Here is a 17,788-nt window from a genome sequence, read left to right on the forward strand (position 1 = left end):
TTTAGTGAGGGACCTCGTCGAACTTTATTTTAGAGAGAGCAGCATAGTCAACCATCACATCGCAAGTTTTAATGATTTTCTAGCAACGCAGGAAAACCCCAACAGTCGTATGCAGAAGATCGTGGACAACGTTCGGGTGTCGGCCGAGGACCCCGAGAGAGGGTTGATCACGCTGGACCCAGAAAAGACAGACGGCAGGGTCATCCAGATCCGCGTCGGTCGTCGTCGCGATGAAAAGACCGGGCACGTGGACCCGCTCATCAAACCTACCTTGCACATCGATAAGCCGATGGTGCGTGAGGCAAACGGTTATGTGCACCCCATCGACCCCATGGAGGCACGCCTCAGGAACCTCAATTACCTATCACCCATCTACCTGGACTTCACAATAATCGAGGACGGCCTGGAGAAGGAGCCTGAACGGGTTCACATCGGTGACCTGCCCATCATGGTCAAGTCCCGTAAATGTAACATTCACAGGGAGCGTCTCGAAGAGGACTACGAACTCGATGATGAGAAATATGGCGCCGAGCTGATGAAGAAGGGCGAAGACCCCATGGACTCTGGTGGATACTTCATCATCGGGGGCACCGAGAGGGTACTGATCACCCTGGAAGACCTTGCACCCAATAGGGTAATGGTCGAGCTCAGCGAGCGCTACGGGACCAGCATGGAAGTGGCCAAAGTGTTCTCCCAGAGGGAGGGACACCGTGCCTTGACATTGGTAGAGAAGAAGCGCGACGGCATGCTCATGGTCACGGTACCCGCGGCATCCGGGCAGATACCCCTGGTTGCCCTAATGAAATCCCTGGGCATGGAGAACGACCAGGAGATCTATGAGGCCATTGTCTCCGCCCCAGAGATGGCCAACATCGTTTACGCGAACCTGGAAGAGATCCAGGACCCCAAGGTGTATGGGCCGACCGGTATTTTCAGCACCGAGCACGCCTTGACATATCTGGAAAAGAAGTTCGCCACTGGCCAGGCCAAGGAGTACAGGGTGAAGAAGGTCGAGTCCATCATCGACCGCTCCCTGCTACCTCATCTGGGCGATATCAAAGAGGACCGCCTTAAGAAGGCCATATTCCTGGGCAGGATCGCCCGGTCCGTGTTGGAGCTTTCCCTGGGAAAGCGAAAGGAGGACGACAAGGACCATTATGCCAACAAGCGCCTGAAACTGTCTGGTGACCTCATCGAGGACCTGTTCCGTGTTTCTTTCACCAACCTGATGAAGGACCTTAAGTATCAACTGGAGAGGTCCTACGCCAGGAAAAAGGACCTGCGTATTAGCAGCGCCATACGCCCCGACCTCATGACCCACCGTCTTTTGCACGCGTTGGCCACCGGGAACTGGGTCGGCGGAAGGGCAGGTGTGAGCCAGCTACTGGACCGCACCTCCAACATGAGCACCCTTTCCCATTTAAGAAGGGTCACATCGTCCCTTACCCGTAGCCAGCCTCACTTCGAAGCTCGTGATCTGCATCCAACTCAATGGGGTAGACTGTGCCCGAACGAGACTCCGGAAGGACAGAACTGCGGTCTAGTGAAGAACGCCGCTCTGATCATTAACGTCTCCGAGGGTTTCCGTGAGGAGGACGTCACCTTCCTGCTCAAGGACCTGGGCATACACGAGGTCAAGGGGCAGCAGATGGCCGGTACCCGTGTCTACGTGAACGGGGACCTGAAGGGTGTGCACGATAACCACGTCTTCTTGGTCAGTGAGATGAGGAACCGCCGCCGCTCCGGATTGCTCTCGGACGAGATCAACATCCGCTATGTCGAGGAGATGGACGAGGTCATCATCAACTGCGATGAAGGCCGATTGCGCCGTGCACTACTCGTTGTAAAGGACGGAAAATTGGCCCTCACAAGAAAGCACATCGAGGACATCCGTGTGGGCAAGGTGCACTGGTCCGATCTGGTCCGTGAAGGAGTGCTGGAATGGGTCGACGCCGAGGAAGAGGAGGACACCTTCATCGCCGTAGAACCTTTCGAGGTGCCCCGAAAGTGCGTCAATTGCGAGCGAGACCTCTCGCCCCTGGATATGGACTGGATGAACCCAGGCACATCCGATGCGAAGGCCGAGCTGAAGTGCAAGCACTGCCACGAACTGATGAAGGTCGATTTCATACTCAATAAGAACCACACCCACATGGAAGTGGATCCCATGGTCATCCTAGGGATCTGCGCCGGAATGGTTCCGTATCCCGAGCACAATTCTTCTCCGCGTGTCACCATGGGCGCCGGAATGGCCAAGCAATCATTGGGACTGTCGGCGAGCAATTACCGAAAACGCCCGGACACTCGCGGGCACATTTTGCACTACCCGCAGAAGCCGATGGTCCAGACCAAGTTCATGGACTTCGTGTCCTTCAATGACCGCCCAGCGGGTCAGAACTTCGTCGTGGCCGTACTGTCATACCACGGTTACAACATGGAAGACGCCCTCATTCTCAATCAGAGCAGCGTGCAACGCGGTCTGGGACGTTCTTCTTTCATGAGGACCTATCGAACCGAGGAACGCCGCTATCCCGGTGGTCAGGAGGACCATTTCGAGATCCCATCGCCAGACGTCAGAGGGGCAAGGACCGATATGGCCTACAGCAACCTGGGCGAAGATGGGTTGATCTCCCCGGAGACCAAGGTTATGGGAGGCGACGTCCTGGTGGGAAAGACCTCTCCCCCCCGTTTCGTGGAGGAGGAGGATACGAACTTCCTCACGCCGCAGAAACGCCGGGAAACGTCGGTGATCTGCCGGTCCGGTGAGACTGGATGGGTGGACAGCGTCATGCTCACGGAGTCGGAGAACGGCTCCCGGTTGGTGAAGGTCAAGGTCAGGGATGAAAGGGTCCCGGAACTGGGGGACAAGTTCGCCTCCAGGCACGGACAGAAGGGAGTGGTGGGACTGCTGGTCCCCAGCTCCGACATGCCCTTTACCGCGGACGGGATCATTCCCGACCTGGTGATCAATCCCCATGCCATTCCTTCACGTATGACCGTGGCCCATGTGCTGGAGATGATCGGTGGCAAGGTAGGCGCCCTCGAAGGACGCCTGGTGGACGGTACCGCCTTCAGCGGAGAGCGCGAGGACGCTCTCAGACAATCTCTGGTGGAGTCCGGGTTCCAGAAGACCGGCCGCGAGATCATGTACGACGGTATCACCGGTCGAATGATCCAGGCGGAGGTATTCATCGGGGTGATCTACTATCAGAAATTGCACCACATGGTCTCCGGCAAGATGCATGTCAGGAGCCGCGGCCCGGTGCAGATATTGACCAGACAGCCTACTGAGGGAAGGTCGAGACAGGGTGGTCTGAGGTTCGGAGAGATGGAGAGGGACTGTCTGATCGGTCACGGTGCGGCCATGGTCATAAAGGACCGGTTGCTGGACGAGTCTGACGGTACCTATCAATGGGTTTGCGGCAATCCCAACTGTGGCCACATGGCCATGCTTGACGCCAAAGGCTCGTTGCGTTGCACGGTATGCAACAACAACACCAACGTGCACCTCATTCAGACCTCGTACGCTTTCAAGCTGCTTCTGGATGAACTGCTTTCGCTTGGAGTAGCCATGCGTTTACAACTGGAGGATTTAAGATGATGCGGGGAGTATCCAAGAGGATCGGATCGATCAAGTTCGCCTGCATCTCGCCGGACGAGGTCCGCCGAATGTCGGCCACCAAGATAATCACAGCCGACACCTACGACGATGATGGATTCCCCATCGAACTGGGTCTGATGGACCCTCATTTGGGGGTAATCGAGCCCGGCCTGAAGTGCAAGACCTGTGGCCACAAGGTGGACGAATGCCCCGGGCACTTCGGCCATATCGATCTGGCCATGCCGGTCATCCATGTCGGTTTCGTAAAAGACATTAAAAAGCTGCTACAGTCCACCTGCAAATCCTGCGGTCGGCTGGTACTTACTGATGAAGAGGTCAGGGAGTACCGCAAGCGCATGGACATCATGGAGGAGCTGGGTAGCGACGCCATCGATATGAAGGAGTTCTCCAAGGAGACAGCCAAGGCCGCTGCCGAGAAGGCCCTCAGGGAAGTATGCCCTCATTGCGGTGCCGAGCAGAAAAAGATCACTTTGGATAAACCGACGACCTTCAGGGAGGATGGGCACAAGCTCACCCCCAAGGAGGTTCGTGAGAGGATGGAGCGGATAAAGGACGAGGACCTCATTCCTTTGGGAATAGACCCCAATGCCTGCCGCCCCGAATGGATGATATTGACCGCCCTGCCGGTGCCACCGGTAACGGTGCGTCCATCCATCACTCTGGAGTCCGGAGACCGCTCCGAGGATGATCTGACCCACAAGCTTGTGGACGTCCTCCGTATCAATCAGAGGCTTCGGGAGAACCGCGACGCCGGCGCTCCGCAGCTTATTGTGGAGGACCTGTGGGAACTGTTGCAGTACCACATCACCACCTACTATGACAATCAAACCTCGGGCATTCCGCCCGCCAGACACCGTTCCGGCCGTCCGCTGAAGACCTTGGTCCAAAGACTGAAAGGGAAGGAGGGACGCTTCCGTAGTAATCTGTCTGGAAAGCGTGTCAACTTCTCGGCTCGTACAGTGGTATCGCCAGACCCGTGGCTCTCGATCAATCAGGTGGGCGTTCCCGTGTTCGCCGCCCGCGAGCTGACCGTACCGGTCACCGCCACCAAGGACAACCTAGAGACGTTGCGGAACCTGGTAAAGAGGGGACCGACGCCGGTCAGTGAGAAATATCAGCCCGGGGTCAACTACATCATCCGTCAGGACGGTCGCAGGATCAGGGTCACCGACAGGAACGCTGAGACAGTGTCCGAGGGTGTGGAGATCAACTACATCGTGGAAAGGCATCTGATGGACGGAGACGTCGTGCTGTTCAACAGACAGCCGTCGCTGCACAGAATGTCCATGATGGCCCATAACGTCAAGGTCATGCCCGGCAAGACCTTCCGTTTGAACCTCTGCGTCTGCCCTCCATACAACGCTGATTTCGATGGCGACGAAATGAACATGCACGTGCTGCAAAGCGAGGAGGCTCGCGCAGAAGCGACCATCTTGATGAAGGTGCAGGAGCACATTCTCTCGCCCCGTTTCGGCGGACCGATCATCGGAGCTATTCACGACCACATCACTGGAACGTTCCTGCTCACCCATCGCAACAGCCACTTTGACAAGGCACAGACCTTGTTCATCGTCTCCAAGATGGGACACAACGAACTTCCCGAGCCTACAGTGGAAGATGGTGTTGAATACTGGACCGGAAAGGCACTGTTCTCCACCATATTGCCCAAGGACTTCAACACTCACTTCAAGTCCTCCATCTGTCAAAACTGCGATCACTGTAAGAAGGAGGGCTGCGAGTTCGATGCCTACGTGAAGATCAGGGATGGCAAGTTGTTAATGGGGACCATCGACGAAAAGGCCATAGGGTCCTTCAAAGGCAAGATATTGGACAAGATCGCCAGGGATTACGGCTCTGATATGGCCCGGGACTTTCTGGATGACGTCACTCGCCTCGCTATCGGTTCCATCATGGTCAGGGGATTCTCCACTGGTATCGACGATGAGGACATACCAGACGATGCCCGGAGACAGATCGAGGACAAGATCTCCAGCACCTTCAAGGAGGTGGACCAGTTGGTCGCCTCATATCGCGATGGTACCTTAGACCAGTTGCCGGGACGTTCCTTGGAGGAGACCTTGGAGGTCGAGGCCATGAAGAAGTTGGGAGAGGCCAGGGATGAGGCGGGCAGGATCGCCGGAAAACACCTGGGATTGGAGAACTCCGCGGTGCAAATGGCCAAGTCCGGCGCCCGTGGTTCCATGCTGAATCTTTCTCAGATGGCCGGGTGCATCGGGCAACAGGCCGTTCGTGGTGAAAGGTTGTCTAGAGGATACTGGAACAGGACGCTTCCGCATTTCCAGAAGGGAGATCTAGGCGCCAAGGCCAAGGGGTTCGTGGCAAATTCATACAAGAGCGGATTGACGCCCACAGAATTCTTCTTCCACTCCATGGGTGGCAGGGAGGGTTTGGTGGATACCGCCGTGCGTACCTCACGTTCAGGTTACATGCAACGCCGGTTGATCAACGCCCTGGAAGACCTCAAGCTAAAACAGGATGGCACCGTCAGGAACACCGCCGACACCGTGATCCAGTTCAATTACGGTGAGGACGGTATCGACCCCACGCGAAGCGTTCAGGGAGAGGCCATCGATCTCGATGACGTACTTCGCGAGGTGTTGGGAGAACAGCAGGCCGAGCTGCTGTCCCGCTTCGACGAGCGTAAGATCGGTGGCTATGCCACCGTGGAGAAGGACCTCATGGAGACCTCAGAAGAGGAAGATGAGTTCGAGGACGCCGAGTTCGAGAGCGGAGGTGATGAATAATGGCTCAGAAAGATTTCATCAAAGGCCTTCAAAGGAAGGAGATTCCTGAGGAGACCATCGATCTGGTCAAGGACCACTACAGCAACCAGACCGATCTGGGTAAAGCATCCGTCAAGGACCTGGTGGACATAGGTCTGAGCGAGGAGTCGGCCGATTTTCTTCTGACCAAGCTGGGCAAGAAGAAGGAACCCGTCGCAAAGAAGAGATCGCCCGCAAGGAAGAAGGCTGAGAAGGAGGCGGTGGAACCGGAAACGGACATCGTCTATGAGATCCCGGACAAGTCGAAGGATTACACTTCTTTCCAGGAGAATCTGTTCAAGCAGTGCGTCGAACTCAAGTTGGCGCTTCCCCGGAGGGTGGTTCTCAACATCGCCCACCGATTAGAAGGGAACGACATCAGCAAGGACAAGCTGGTCAAGATACTCAAGGCCGCCAACAAGAAATTCATGGACCACATGATGGACCCCAACGAAAGCGCCGGGATATTGGCCGCTCAGAGCATCGGCGAACCCGGTACTCAGATGACCATGCGTACCTTCCACTACGCCGGTGTGGCCGAGATCAACGTTACCTTGGGACTTCCACGCCTCATTGAGATAGTGGACGCACGTCGAGTGCCCAGCACACCTATGATGACCATATTTGTGGACAAGGCGCTCTCCAATGAACTGGATAGGGTCAAGTCATTGGCGTCCAACATCGAGATCACTACGGTCTTGGACCTAGCGGACATTGAGACCGACCTCCACAACATGAGACTGTTCATCGTACCGGACGAACGCAAGTGCAAACAAAGAGGGGTGGAGAACCCCATAGATCTCGTTCGGGACAAGGTCTCTCGCCTGAGAGGCATAGTCCTGGTGCCGGAGCCCTCTATTGAGAGCCTTCCGGCCAAGGCGGTCATGGCGACGAAGGGCTATGTTTGCCTGGAGCCGAAGGAGCACACCTTCAAGAACCTGCAGAAGGCTCTGGAAATGGTCAAGGCCAGCAAGGTCAAGGGCGTGGAGGGTATAACCCGCGCCATTCTAAGGAAGAAGGACGACCAGTACATCATATACACCGAAGGCAGCAACCTCAAGGAGGTGCTGAAGATCAATGGACTTGACCACACCAGAGTATACACCAATTCCATACAGGAGATATACGATGTCCTGGGAGTGGAGGCGGCCCGCAACTCTATCATTGAGGAAGCGACCCGCACCCTGGACGAACAGGGACTGTCAGTGGACATACGCCACATCATGCTGGTGGCCGATCTGATGACCGCCGACGGTGACGTCAAGGCCATCGGCAGGCACGGCATATCTGGAAGAAAGTCGTCAGTACTGGCCAGGGCGGCCTTCGAAATAACCGCCGCCCACCTGCTATCGGCGGCCATGACTGGAGAGGTAGATTACCTAGACGGCGTGGCAGAAAACATTATAGTAGGGCAGCCGGTTACTCTGGGAACCGGGGCAGTAAATCTAATATACGCGCCTGCAAAGAAGGGGGCAGCTGAATGATCGATTTGGGAAGAGCTTTAAAATCAGCCGTGAACACCGGAAAGGTGGTCTTTGGCGTACAGCAGACGGAAAAGATGATCAAGAGCGGGGAAGCCAAGCTCATAATAGTGGCAACGAACTGTCCCAGCGAATACGTGGTCTCAAAGAGCCACGGTGTTCCGGTGTATCAGTATAATGGCACTAACATGGAACTAGGTGCTCTATGCGGAAAGCCTTTCTCGGTGTCCTCCATTGCCGTAATTGACAAGGGAGCCTCCAACATCCTTTCGTTGGGTTGAACATGACCACTGAGATAACTTTCACTGAGGAGACCCTGCGCTATATCGCCCTTTTCGAGAAGGTGACCAAGGCCAGGGTCCGCGATTGCATGGAGACCGAGGACAAGCTGGTATACGTTGTCGACCCGGGCCAGGCCAACCGAGCGGTGGGCAAGGGCGGGGAGAACGTGATCATGCTGAAGAACACCACCGGCAAGAACATCCAAGTGGTGGAGTTCTCCGACGACCCCGAGACGTTCATCAAGAACGTCTTCTACAATTACGGGCCGGAGAAGGTGGAGATCGAGACCCGCGGCACCATCGTGCACGCCACGGTCACGGTCGATCCCGCGGTCAAGGGACGTGCTATCGGCAAGAACGGTAAGAACTTGAAGATAGCCCGGGACCTGGTCAACCGGCACCACAACGTCCAAAGCATATCTGTGGCCTGATCAGTTCAAAGGCTCCCGTTCCACTTCCAGGCGGTCCGCGGTGGGGTACTCCTCCACCAGGTAGCACTGTAAGGGAAGTCGGGAAGCCAGGTCCTCCAACACCCAGGAGGCCACCTCTAACCTTTTCCTTTTCTCATCCAAGAACATTAGCTCCAGAGGTACTTCGTATTCCTTTTCCAGCAAACGCATGGCCCACACCGGGTCATCTGCCTCCACTATGCCAAGCAGGATCATTCCCTCGCGGGTCACCAGGTCCATGGGACGGGCCACGCGCTTGGCCCTCCTTTTCAGCCTTTCCCGCAGCTGCACCCGGTCCTTGAAGCTCGATGAGCAGAAGTGAATGGCAACGTCTGCCCCCATTGTGTTCACGACCTCCCGGGCTAGGCCCTCACTGTCCTGGATAGCGCTGGAGGTGTCAGAACGTATGGTCAATCCCCTTCCCAACAACGCCTGGGAATTGGTCTCCGATATTTCCAGCTCGTTAAGGTTAACGAAGCCTAGATCGTGCTCGGAAGCGTAACGACATAGCGCTAACAATCCCTCCCTCTCTCCGGGGATCGCAGGCACCTCGAACCCAACATCGATGGTCAGTCCTTCCAGGCTTTCAGCGATCCCTAGCTCGTCCAAATGGCCCCAGTTATCCACAGGGGGATGTAAACGCAGCTCATCGAGGCCGCTCTCCTGCAATCTGAGAAATTTATCCCGATCGATAGTGGAGGTGTACAGATGAATGTGATGCTGGCTACCGAAACGCTCTTTGAGCATTTTGATATAATGAACCGTCCTGTCAATGACCGCCAATGGGTCGCCCCCAGTGATGCCAGTGCCCCTAGCACCTATGGCCATCGCTTCCTCTAAAACATCTTCGTCCTTCTCCACAAGACGTTCGTTGGCGTACACCACATCCCGGTTCTTCTTTTTCTCGGACAGAGGACAATAGTAGCAGGACATCGCGCACTTTCCGGTCACCAGCAGGACCATCTTAGTTCCCTTACGGCAAAGCCGGCAACCGCGGGGTAGGCGCCTGGTGTAGAACGATGACGATTCCATGGGGATGGTACGCATGATCACCATACCATCACGGGCAGACTTAACGCTTATCCATGCCAAATCCTATATTCGCCTTTCCCCTTCGGAGAAAGGGAACATGAGGAAGGAAAGCAGGGTCATTCTGGCGCTGGACGAAGTGCGGGGCGAGCGAGCATTATGGGTGGCGGGCCAGGTAGCTGATCTAGTGGACGCCATAAAGATCAATTGGCCGCTGGTACTGTCGACATCTCCGGAGATCATTACCGAGCTTTCCAAACTCGCACCGGTCATCTGCGATTTCAAGGTGGCGGATATACCGAACACCGTATCCCTGATCGTCAGCCAGGCGATCAAGCGTGGCGCTGAAGGGGTCATCGTCCATGGTTTCACAGGCAGTGACTCTGTCAAGGCAGCTGTGCAGGCCGCGGAGGACCGTAAGATATTCGTTGTCACCGAGATGAGCCATCCCGGAGGCACTGAGTACACCGCCTCGGCCGCGGAGTCTCTGGCCAGGATGGCAGTGGATTGCCATGCTTCAGGTATCATCGCCCCGGCCACAAGGCCGGAGAGGGTGGCGGCGTTACGCAGGATAGTAGGGGATCTGCTCATATTATCCCCGGGTGTAGGGGCACAAGGGGGAAGTGCCTCGATCACCCTCGAAAAGGGGGCAGACTATGTCATCGTCGGTCGGAGCATATACGGGGCGGAAAACCCTCGAGAAGCTGCGTTGCAGGTTGTAAGAGAGATAAAAAGTGCCTTCCCACAGAGGTGACGAATTATCACCAATTGCGTTCACTGCCAGACACCTTTTTTTATAATCTGGAAGGAACCAACGTTTTTATACGGGGTCTGATATCAGTTGATAATTACCCCAGAGGAGATTTATTGATGGCTACGAAACAGGGGGGGTCCAGTCGCCCTACTGATAAGCAGCGTTCTACTTCGTTGTTTAATTTCTCCCGGAACCTATCGGATTCTTGGATCGGAAGAAATTGGCAGACGGCGCTGTTAATAGTAATGTTGGTGTTCCTGGCATTGTTCGTCAGGAGCTACTTCGGATACTCCACGTCGGTGGAGAACGGCTTCCTATTATCGGGAGGTTCCGACTCTTACTATCACCAAAGGGTCATCGATCACGTGGTGTCAACTGGGGACCACCTACTGTTCGATGAGATGCTGAACTATCCCAACGGGATGATGAACCCCCGACCTCCGCTGTATGACTGGTCAGTGGCTGTGTTCGGGATGTTCGCTAGCGCCGTGACCGGCGCCGCTATAGCAGACGCAGTGGGCATGTCGTTAGTGTTCTCCACCGCGATCTGGGGTGCGCTGACGGTCATTCCAGTTTACATGCTGGGCAAGGCGGCCTTCGGTAAAAAGGCCGGAATATTGGGTGGCTTCATATTCGCCATCATGGCGGGTCACATAGAGCGCAGCGTCCTGTCCAACGCGGACCACGACGCCATAGTGCTCTTCTTCGTGGTGTTCGCCTTCTATTTCCTGCTTCGTTCACTTCAGACGGTAAGCGGCTCGAACTGGGTATCCAGCTGGAAGGACCGCAAGACCATACCGGTCGGGATCAAGAAGTACTTCGGTACCAACCAAGTATCTTTGATCTACGCTGCATTAGGCGGTCTCTGCGTGGCGGCAGTGGGATTGATCTGGACAGGTTTCCCATACATCATGATCATCGTCCTGGTCTACTTCCTGGTACAGCTCCTGGTGGACCGCTTCCGGAACTCTGATTCAATGGGCGTGTTGTTCTCCATCCTCGTCTTCTTAGGGGTAGCCTTCATGCTCATGGCCCCGGTCTATACCATGATGGGCATCTGGAAGACATGGTTCGACATTCCGCTATTCCTTTTCGTGGGCGGAGTGGTCCTGGGTCTCATGTTCGTGGTCACTCGCGACTATCCCTGGACACTCGTACTACCGGTGTTCACCGTCCTGGCCCTGGCGACCCTGGCCTTGCTATCGGTATTTTCTCCAGCCTTCTTCGAATCGATCATATCCGGACAAGGCTACCTGGTCAAGAGCAAGCTTTACGATACGATCTCCGAGGCGCAGGCCCCGGGATTCTCCAGTTTGGCCATGTCATTCGGTATGGTCACCTTCTGGCTAGCGCTGATAGGCGTGGGTTGGGCAGTCTATAAGATTCCCAAGAACGTCAGCCCCTACTTCATCTTCGTAGTGGTCTGGGTGGGCGTATCCATCTACATGGCCTCCTCGGCGGCCAGGTTCGTGTTCAACGCCTCCCCGGCATTTGCCGTCTCGGCGGGTTGGGTATTGGGAATGATCATCTCACACCTCAAGTTCGACGAGATGGTGCGCAACATGCGCTCCGACCACGGCGGAATGGTGAAGATGATACGGCATTCGGTCAAGCTACGGCACATCATCGGCGCGCTTTTCGTCGTGATGATGATATTGGTGCCCAACACCTGGTACGCCCTGGACGCGGGAATACCGACCGATACAAAGCAGGATTACGATCGCCAGATATACTTGGCCATGCCCGGCTTCATGAGGCCCGGGGACTATGATGTCGAGAACGGCACCTACTGGTACCTGGGGGCATTCAGCTACGGTATGTCATTGCCTGACGAATATTGGCCTTCGGCCTGGAAATGGTTCTCCATGCAAGACACCGAGACACCATCTCCAGTAAACCGTCCGGCCTTCCTTTCATGGTGGGACTATGGTTTCGAGGCCATGCAGGAAGGTGACCACCCGTCGGTGGCCGACAACTTCCAGAACGGCTATCAGTTCGCTGGTAGCTTCCTCATGACCCAGACCGAGGAGGGCGCCATCGCTCTGCTCATCGTGCGTTGCGTGGAGAAGGACATCACCGACAGTAGCAATCCGGCCTATGCTGGTATACTGTCCTCGATGGAAACCTACGGGGTGGACGTAGCCAAAATAAAGGATATCATGACCAGCCCCGCTTCCTACGTGAAGATGGTCCTGGATAACCCGGAGATCTATGGTTATTACGAATCGGATCTCAGTGCGGGGAACGCCAAATACGCCGCGGCCAAGGCGGAGCTGTCCAAGCTTGACAAGGGCCAGCTGGTCTCTCTGTACAACGAGGTAAGGAGCATCACCGGGAACGACATCGGCTATATCTCAGTGGACAGCCGGCTGTTCCCCTTCTCCGCTACATCCTACAACATCTTCTACGCTCCCGCAAAGCTGTCCGACCAGCGTGTTGACGAAAACACCAACACTCCCTACGATTATTACCAGATATACGCCATCGACAGCTACGGTCTCCAGATCCCACTGGACGAGGTGACCTCGAGCGATCAGATAGTCGATTACGAGATCGTCTACACCGAGGCGTTCTACGACACCATGCTTTACCGCGTCTTCATGGGATATGGACCCAGCGACGTGGGAGCTACCGAACAGGGCATACCGGGCGTCTCCGGCAGCCTGTCCAACCTGCCATCTATGCAGGCCTGGAACATGAGCAACTTCCGCATGGTCTACCGTACCGCCTACTACAACCCCTACCCCAGTACGGAAGTGGCCAACCACTCCGATTCCTGGAGGGCCATCTCATATGATGAGGGCATCGAGCTGTACGGCAAGATCAGCACTGGTGAGGTCATCGGGACGATCGACCTTTCCTCATCCAGCCTATATCAGGGAGTGGTCTTCCTGCAGTACTACGATGGTGCGATCATCGAGGGTACCGCCGTTTCCGACTCCGGAAGGCCCATGGCCAACTTGTGGGTCACTGTGCTGGACGAGTACGGAATACCGCATCAGACGGTCCAGACCGACGCCGATGGGCACTACAGCCTGATCGCTCCCTTCGGTGATGTCACAGTGGTGTTCTCCTACGGCGACCTGGACCTGCGCCTGCAGGTAGGTACCGAGCTATACTCCACGACTCTGAACATCACCTACGACCAGGCCATGCGGGTCCCGGACGATGTAAATAAGGATGGCCAGCTAGATTACATGATAGATCTGGACGTCATCATTACCGGCGGCTCCATCGAGGGTCAGGTGTACTTGGACCTGGACGAGAACGGCAAGTTCTCCACGGCAGATGAGGCCCTGATCGGCGCCACAGTGGTGTTCGAGAACGGGACATCGGGCTACCGAGCCGAAGTGGTATCCACCGCGGATGGCTACGAGATCATAGGTGTATCTCCAATGAACGGGACCATGTGGGTGGAGTATCAGGGACACGTGTTCGGTGAGAAGGAGGTCAGTGTCAAGATCGGGACCCCGATCGTAGCTGACTTCGCCTATACACCCGCCAGCGTGACCGGTTCCGTCCTCCTTGAGGACGGCAACGCCGCCAACGGGGTTGAAATATCCTTGCTCGATCAGACCAGCGGAACGGTCATAGAGACCACTACGGACGCATCAGGCGCCTATTCGTTCCAGGGGCTGCTACCCGGCAATTATACTATCCAGACGCCCGATGGCACTGTCCTTGAGAATTCCGAACTGCTATTGTCCGAGGGAGATGCCCGGAACCTAGACCTCGTACTGTACCAGTCAATGCGCATATCTGGCCTGGTCAGTTATGATGGGAATGCGGTGTCCAACGCCATGATCGGTCTCTCCGGAGACTATGGTGTGGTGTGGGTGCGCAGCGACTCCCGCGGCCGATACTCCGTTGTAATGCCCAAAGGCAACGTGTCCGTGTATGCCACGGCCACTGTGAACGGGCAAGAGGTCGTCTACCTATCCAAGGTCCTGGCCACCGATAGCATGGTCCTGAACTTGCAGACTGGCGAGGCCGTGATACTGGAAGGCAATGTGCAGTCCGGTGGAAGCGGCGCGCCCGGAGCGACGATACGTATGGAATCCAGAACCACTGGTGCGGTGTTCAATGCCGTGACCAATACCGACGGCGGCTTCAGGGCCGTTCTGCCGGCGGACCTGTACTTCGTCTACATGTACGACGAATCTCGCTCCTATTGGGAGGATATCTACCTGGACGCTTCCGTGTCGTCCACCTTCAACATGCTATCCTCGGTCAAGATGACCGGCACAGCCTGGTACGACGCCAACGGCGACGGGGTCATATCCTCAGGCGAGAGGTTGAGCGGCGTGCTGGTTAGCATTGCGGACCAGGACGGCCGTAAGGTAACGGTGGCCACCGATTCCACTGGCCAATACACATTCGGACTGGTGGCTGGAAGGAGCTATACCCTAACCGCCATCAAGGCCGGTTATGACCTTCTGTCCAAGAACTTCGCCTCGTTCGACACCAGCGTCACCTCGGACCTGAAAATGCTGGCCACAGAGAGGCAGGTCAGTGGGAGGATATCCATGGCCATTTCGGGCGTCATCGTCTCCTTCACTGCCGATAGCGGTTCAGCTTCTAGCAGGACAGCGGAGACCACGGCCGATGGCAGTTTCTCGTTGAGCCTCGTTCCCGGCGATTACCTGATCAAAGTTGATCAGAACGTCATTCCGGGTAATACATCGGTGAAGTACCAATCGCTCGAATCCATGGAGTTGACCATTGACATAGGCCACGATCCCACCTCACTCGAAGTTGAGGTCGTGGAGAGGGTCCTGGTCACTGGGACCGTGAGCCCCAGCGGTACGGTCACTATGGTGTTCGACGGTCCAGAAAGGACCGCTGTATCGGCTGTTACCACCTATTCCGTATACCTGCAGGAAGGCGACTACTCCCTGTACGTCAAGGTGGACAATTCCACCCAACACTCGGCCGATCTGTCCTCGGTCACCATAAGCGGACCGACGACCTTGGACGTGGCGGCTGCCACAGCAGACCAGGTGGTGCTACGTGCGAACCTTGACGGCGCCGTCACCAGCAACGTTAACATATCCATAATGTCAGGGGGCGCGTATTATAACGTGACCTCCTCCGCGGCCGGACTGGCCACCGTATATCTTTCCCCTGGTACATACACAGCCTCCGTGGACCATCGCACCGTGGCCAAGGTCGATCTTGTGGATAGGTATGTGCGCTACACCGGGGAGACCAGCTTTACGATGGCATCCTCCCTGATGAACGTGGCGATCTTGACCACCAGGACACTGGACAATGCCACCATCATGGGGCAGGTGCTCAGTTCTGAAACGCTCATATCCTCGTCTATACAGTTCCAGGCCTTATCAGAGACGGCCATGGACCTGTCCGTGGATGCGCCCTTCGGCGACTACTCGGTACAACTCGCCCCTGGCAATTACAGCGTCTACGCTCTCAGCATGGACAACACCAAGGCCTTCCTCGGCACCTTAATGATCGCTGAACCGGGGACGTTCGAATACGATGTGGAGCTGGTCGGGTCCTTACGCCTGTCTGGAGTGACATTCGCCAACGATGTTGGTGTGGATTCCAAGATGACCGTTACCGGCAACGAGGTGTACAGCTTCAACAGCAACGCGGACGGTATCTACGAAGTGTATCTGCCACCAAGGACCTATCTCCTTTCGGCTGAAACCCAGCTATTGGAGTCTGGGGTATTGGTAACATACACTGGCTATGAGAACGTCACCCTTACAGAAGTAACGTCAAAGGGGATCGTCATGGACAAGCAATTGTCCTATGCGGTGGAAGTGACCTGGGATACTAACCAGAAGGCCACCCTCAGTGCCGGTGAGACAGCCATATACACCATAAGGCTGGTCAATCTGGGAAATGTGGCCGACACCTTCAAGTTGACGGCTACTGGCACCGGCTGGGCAGTGGTGTTCTCGCAGTCCGAGATATCCCTGGACTATGGCACCGGCGCCAGCCAGCTCGTGACCGTGGAGGTGACCCCGTCCAGCACCATCATGGTGACGCACACTGCAGTGATCGTGAAAGCGACATCCATCTCCAACTCCTCGGCCACTAGCTCGGTGAGCCTGGATGCCGATATACTTCCTTTCCGTTCCGTTGGCCTAGAATATGTGGGGGCATTGCAGACGGACGGTAGCGATTACCTGTTCGAGGTGCCGCTCAGCAACCTTGGCAATATAGAGGACACGTATACCGTGACCATCGGCGACCAGGAAGCCCTGAGGGACCTGGGCTGGGAGGTCAAACTGGTGAACGGGACCGCCTTGAGCGATTCCCTCTCCTTGACGGTAGCCGCCTCTGACAGGGTCGATGTCCGGGTGTCCCTTGTGCCAATAAGGGAGAATCCGAGTCCGACGGTAAGCGTACAGATCGTAGCAGTGTCGGAGAACGATGCGGCGGTACAGACGACCCTGGACATGACCCCGGAGTTCGTGGGACTTGGCACCGGGGGCCTATCGATCACCGGTGACGGCATATCCGATAGCACGCCGAAGATAGGTGATGACACCATCATCCTGCTGGGCGTAACGCTCGCCCTAATGGCCGTGCTCCTGGTCCTCAGTATACAGAAGGGGGTGTTATCACGAAGAAAGCGCTGATGATCATACTGGTCGCTTGCCTGTTCATAGGGGCCATGCCCTTGGTCCAGGCCGATACCGCGACCTCTCCGCTGTACGCCCATTTGGACGGTCCGATGACGGTTACAGTAGGAGCGAACGCTCATTACGTACTGACCATGGTCGGTGGACCGGCCGAGGCGGGCGATGGCAATTATTCGTGGAAGGCGGAGCTGAATGGCGAGAACACCTACAATTCATTCCTTCTGCCCAACAGCGGGGGGCCCATCACATCCGGGGTGGTCTCGATCAATCTGACCGCACCAGAGGTCCCACAGACGTTGACCATCACGATCAACTGCACCTCTGCCAATACCGTGGAGACCGTCACAACCAGCATAGAATACAAGGTGCTGGTCGTTGAGCCGGTAGTGCTTTCGGCCACCATTAGGAACACCGGCAACGTCAGCGTCACCGACGTGCCCTTGGTACTGCAGATCTACCAGGACGGCGGGTGGGTGCAGTTCTACAACACCAGCCTGAGCCTGGAGGCCGGCGGGTCCTATGCCTTCCTTTACAATTGGACGGCCCTGGACCTTAAATCCGGGGAGCACAAGGTGAGGATGTTGCTGGACCCCAATAACCAGATAGTGACCTTTGAAGGCGGTTCCGCAGTGTACGAGACCACCATATATTACAAAATGTCAGGGTACGGGGGGGTCAACTCATTGCTCTGGGTATTGGTCATTCTCCTGGGATTCGTGACCTTCATGGTCTGGCGGCGCCCGAACCCGAAGACCAAGAGAAGACGCTGAAAACC

At 56.1% G+C, this 17,788-nt stretch carries 9 protein-coding genes; 8 read left to right on the forward strand and 1 reads right to left on the reverse strand.

What is annotated here, in order from left to right:
* Positions 1-4: 4 nt before the first annotated feature.
* From VMW85_08780 to VMW85_08800, 5 genes are read left to right on the forward strand one after another with little or no spacing between them, the layout of a single operon-like run.
* Entirely contained in the window at positions 5-3,601 is a 3,597-nt protein-coding gene (locus VMW85_08780; protein ID HUT28123.1) for a DNA-directed RNA polymerase subunit B, read from the forward strand.
* Complete coding sequence (locus VMW85_08785; GenBank protein HUT28124.1) at positions 3,598-6,387, forward strand: DNA-directed RNA polymerase subunit A'; 2,790 nt, start codon at positions 3,598-3,600, stop codon at positions 6,385-6,387. The genes VMW85_08780 and VMW85_08785 overlap by 4 nt, the downstream gene beginning before the upstream one ends.
* On the forward strand, positions 6,387-7,889 hold the full coding sequence (gene rpoA2, locus VMW85_08790; protein ID HUT28125.1) for a DNA-directed RNA polymerase subunit A'': 1,503 nt from the start codon (positions 6,387-6,389) through the stop codon (positions 7,887-7,889). Before VMW85_08785 ends, rpoA2 begins: the two co-directional genes overlap by 1 nt.
* Positions 7,886-8,167, forward strand: a complete 282-nt coding sequence (locus VMW85_08795) for a 50S ribosomal protein L30e (GenBank protein ID HUT28126.1) — start codon at positions 7,886-7,888, stop codon at positions 8,165-8,167. Before rpoA2 ends, VMW85_08795 begins: the two co-directional genes overlap by 4 nt.
* A gap of 2 nt (positions 8,168-8,169) precedes the next feature.
* Positions 8,170-8,598, forward strand: coding sequence for a NusA-like transcription termination signal-binding factor (locus tag VMW85_08800; protein HUT28127.1), 429 nt, complete (start codon positions 8,170-8,172; stop codon positions 8,596-8,598).
* On the opposite strand, the gene VMW85_08805 is transcribed toward VMW85_08800, so the two are convergent.
* Positions 8,599-9,672: a radical SAM protein gene (locus VMW85_08805; protein ID HUT28128.1), complete on the reverse strand. Its 1,074-nt coding sequence runs from the start codon at positions 9,670-9,672 to the stop codon at positions 8,599-8,601. It lies immediately after the preceding gene.
* 73 nt (positions 9,673-9,745) lie between these two features.
* On the opposite strand from VMW85_08805, the gene pyrF reads away from it, so the two are divergent.
* The 3 genes from pyrF to VMW85_08820 all read left to right on the forward strand — a co-directional run bounded on the left by pyrF (position 9,746) and on the right by VMW85_08820 (position 17,783).
* A complete protein-coding gene (gene pyrF / locus VMW85_08810; GenBank protein ID HUT28129.1) occupies positions 9,746-10,399 on the forward strand; it encodes an orotidine-5'-phosphate decarboxylase in 654 nt (217 codons plus the stop codon).
* A 116-nt stretch (positions 10,400-10,515) separates the two neighbouring features.
* Positions 10,516-17,010 carry a carboxypeptidase regulatory-like domain-containing protein gene (locus tag VMW85_08815; protein ID HUT28130.1) on the forward strand — a complete coding sequence of 2,165 codons (6,495 nt, stop codon included), beginning with the start codon at positions 10,516-10,518 and terminating at the stop codon, positions 17,008-17,010.
* Positions 17,010-17,783 (forward strand): CARDB domain-containing protein, encoded by a 774-nt coding sequence (locus tag VMW85_08820; protein ID HUT28131.1) that lies wholly within the window; start codon positions 17,010-17,012, stop codon positions 17,781-17,783. The genes VMW85_08815 and VMW85_08820 overlap by 1 nt, the downstream gene beginning before the upstream one ends.
* Positions 17,784-17,788 lie beyond the last annotated feature (5 nt).

It is taken from the genome of Methanomassiliicoccales archaeon (assembly GCA_035527755.1).
In the GTDB taxonomy this organism is placed as follows: domain Archaea; phylum Thermoplasmatota; class Thermoplasmata; order Methanomassiliicoccales; family UBA472; genus UBA472.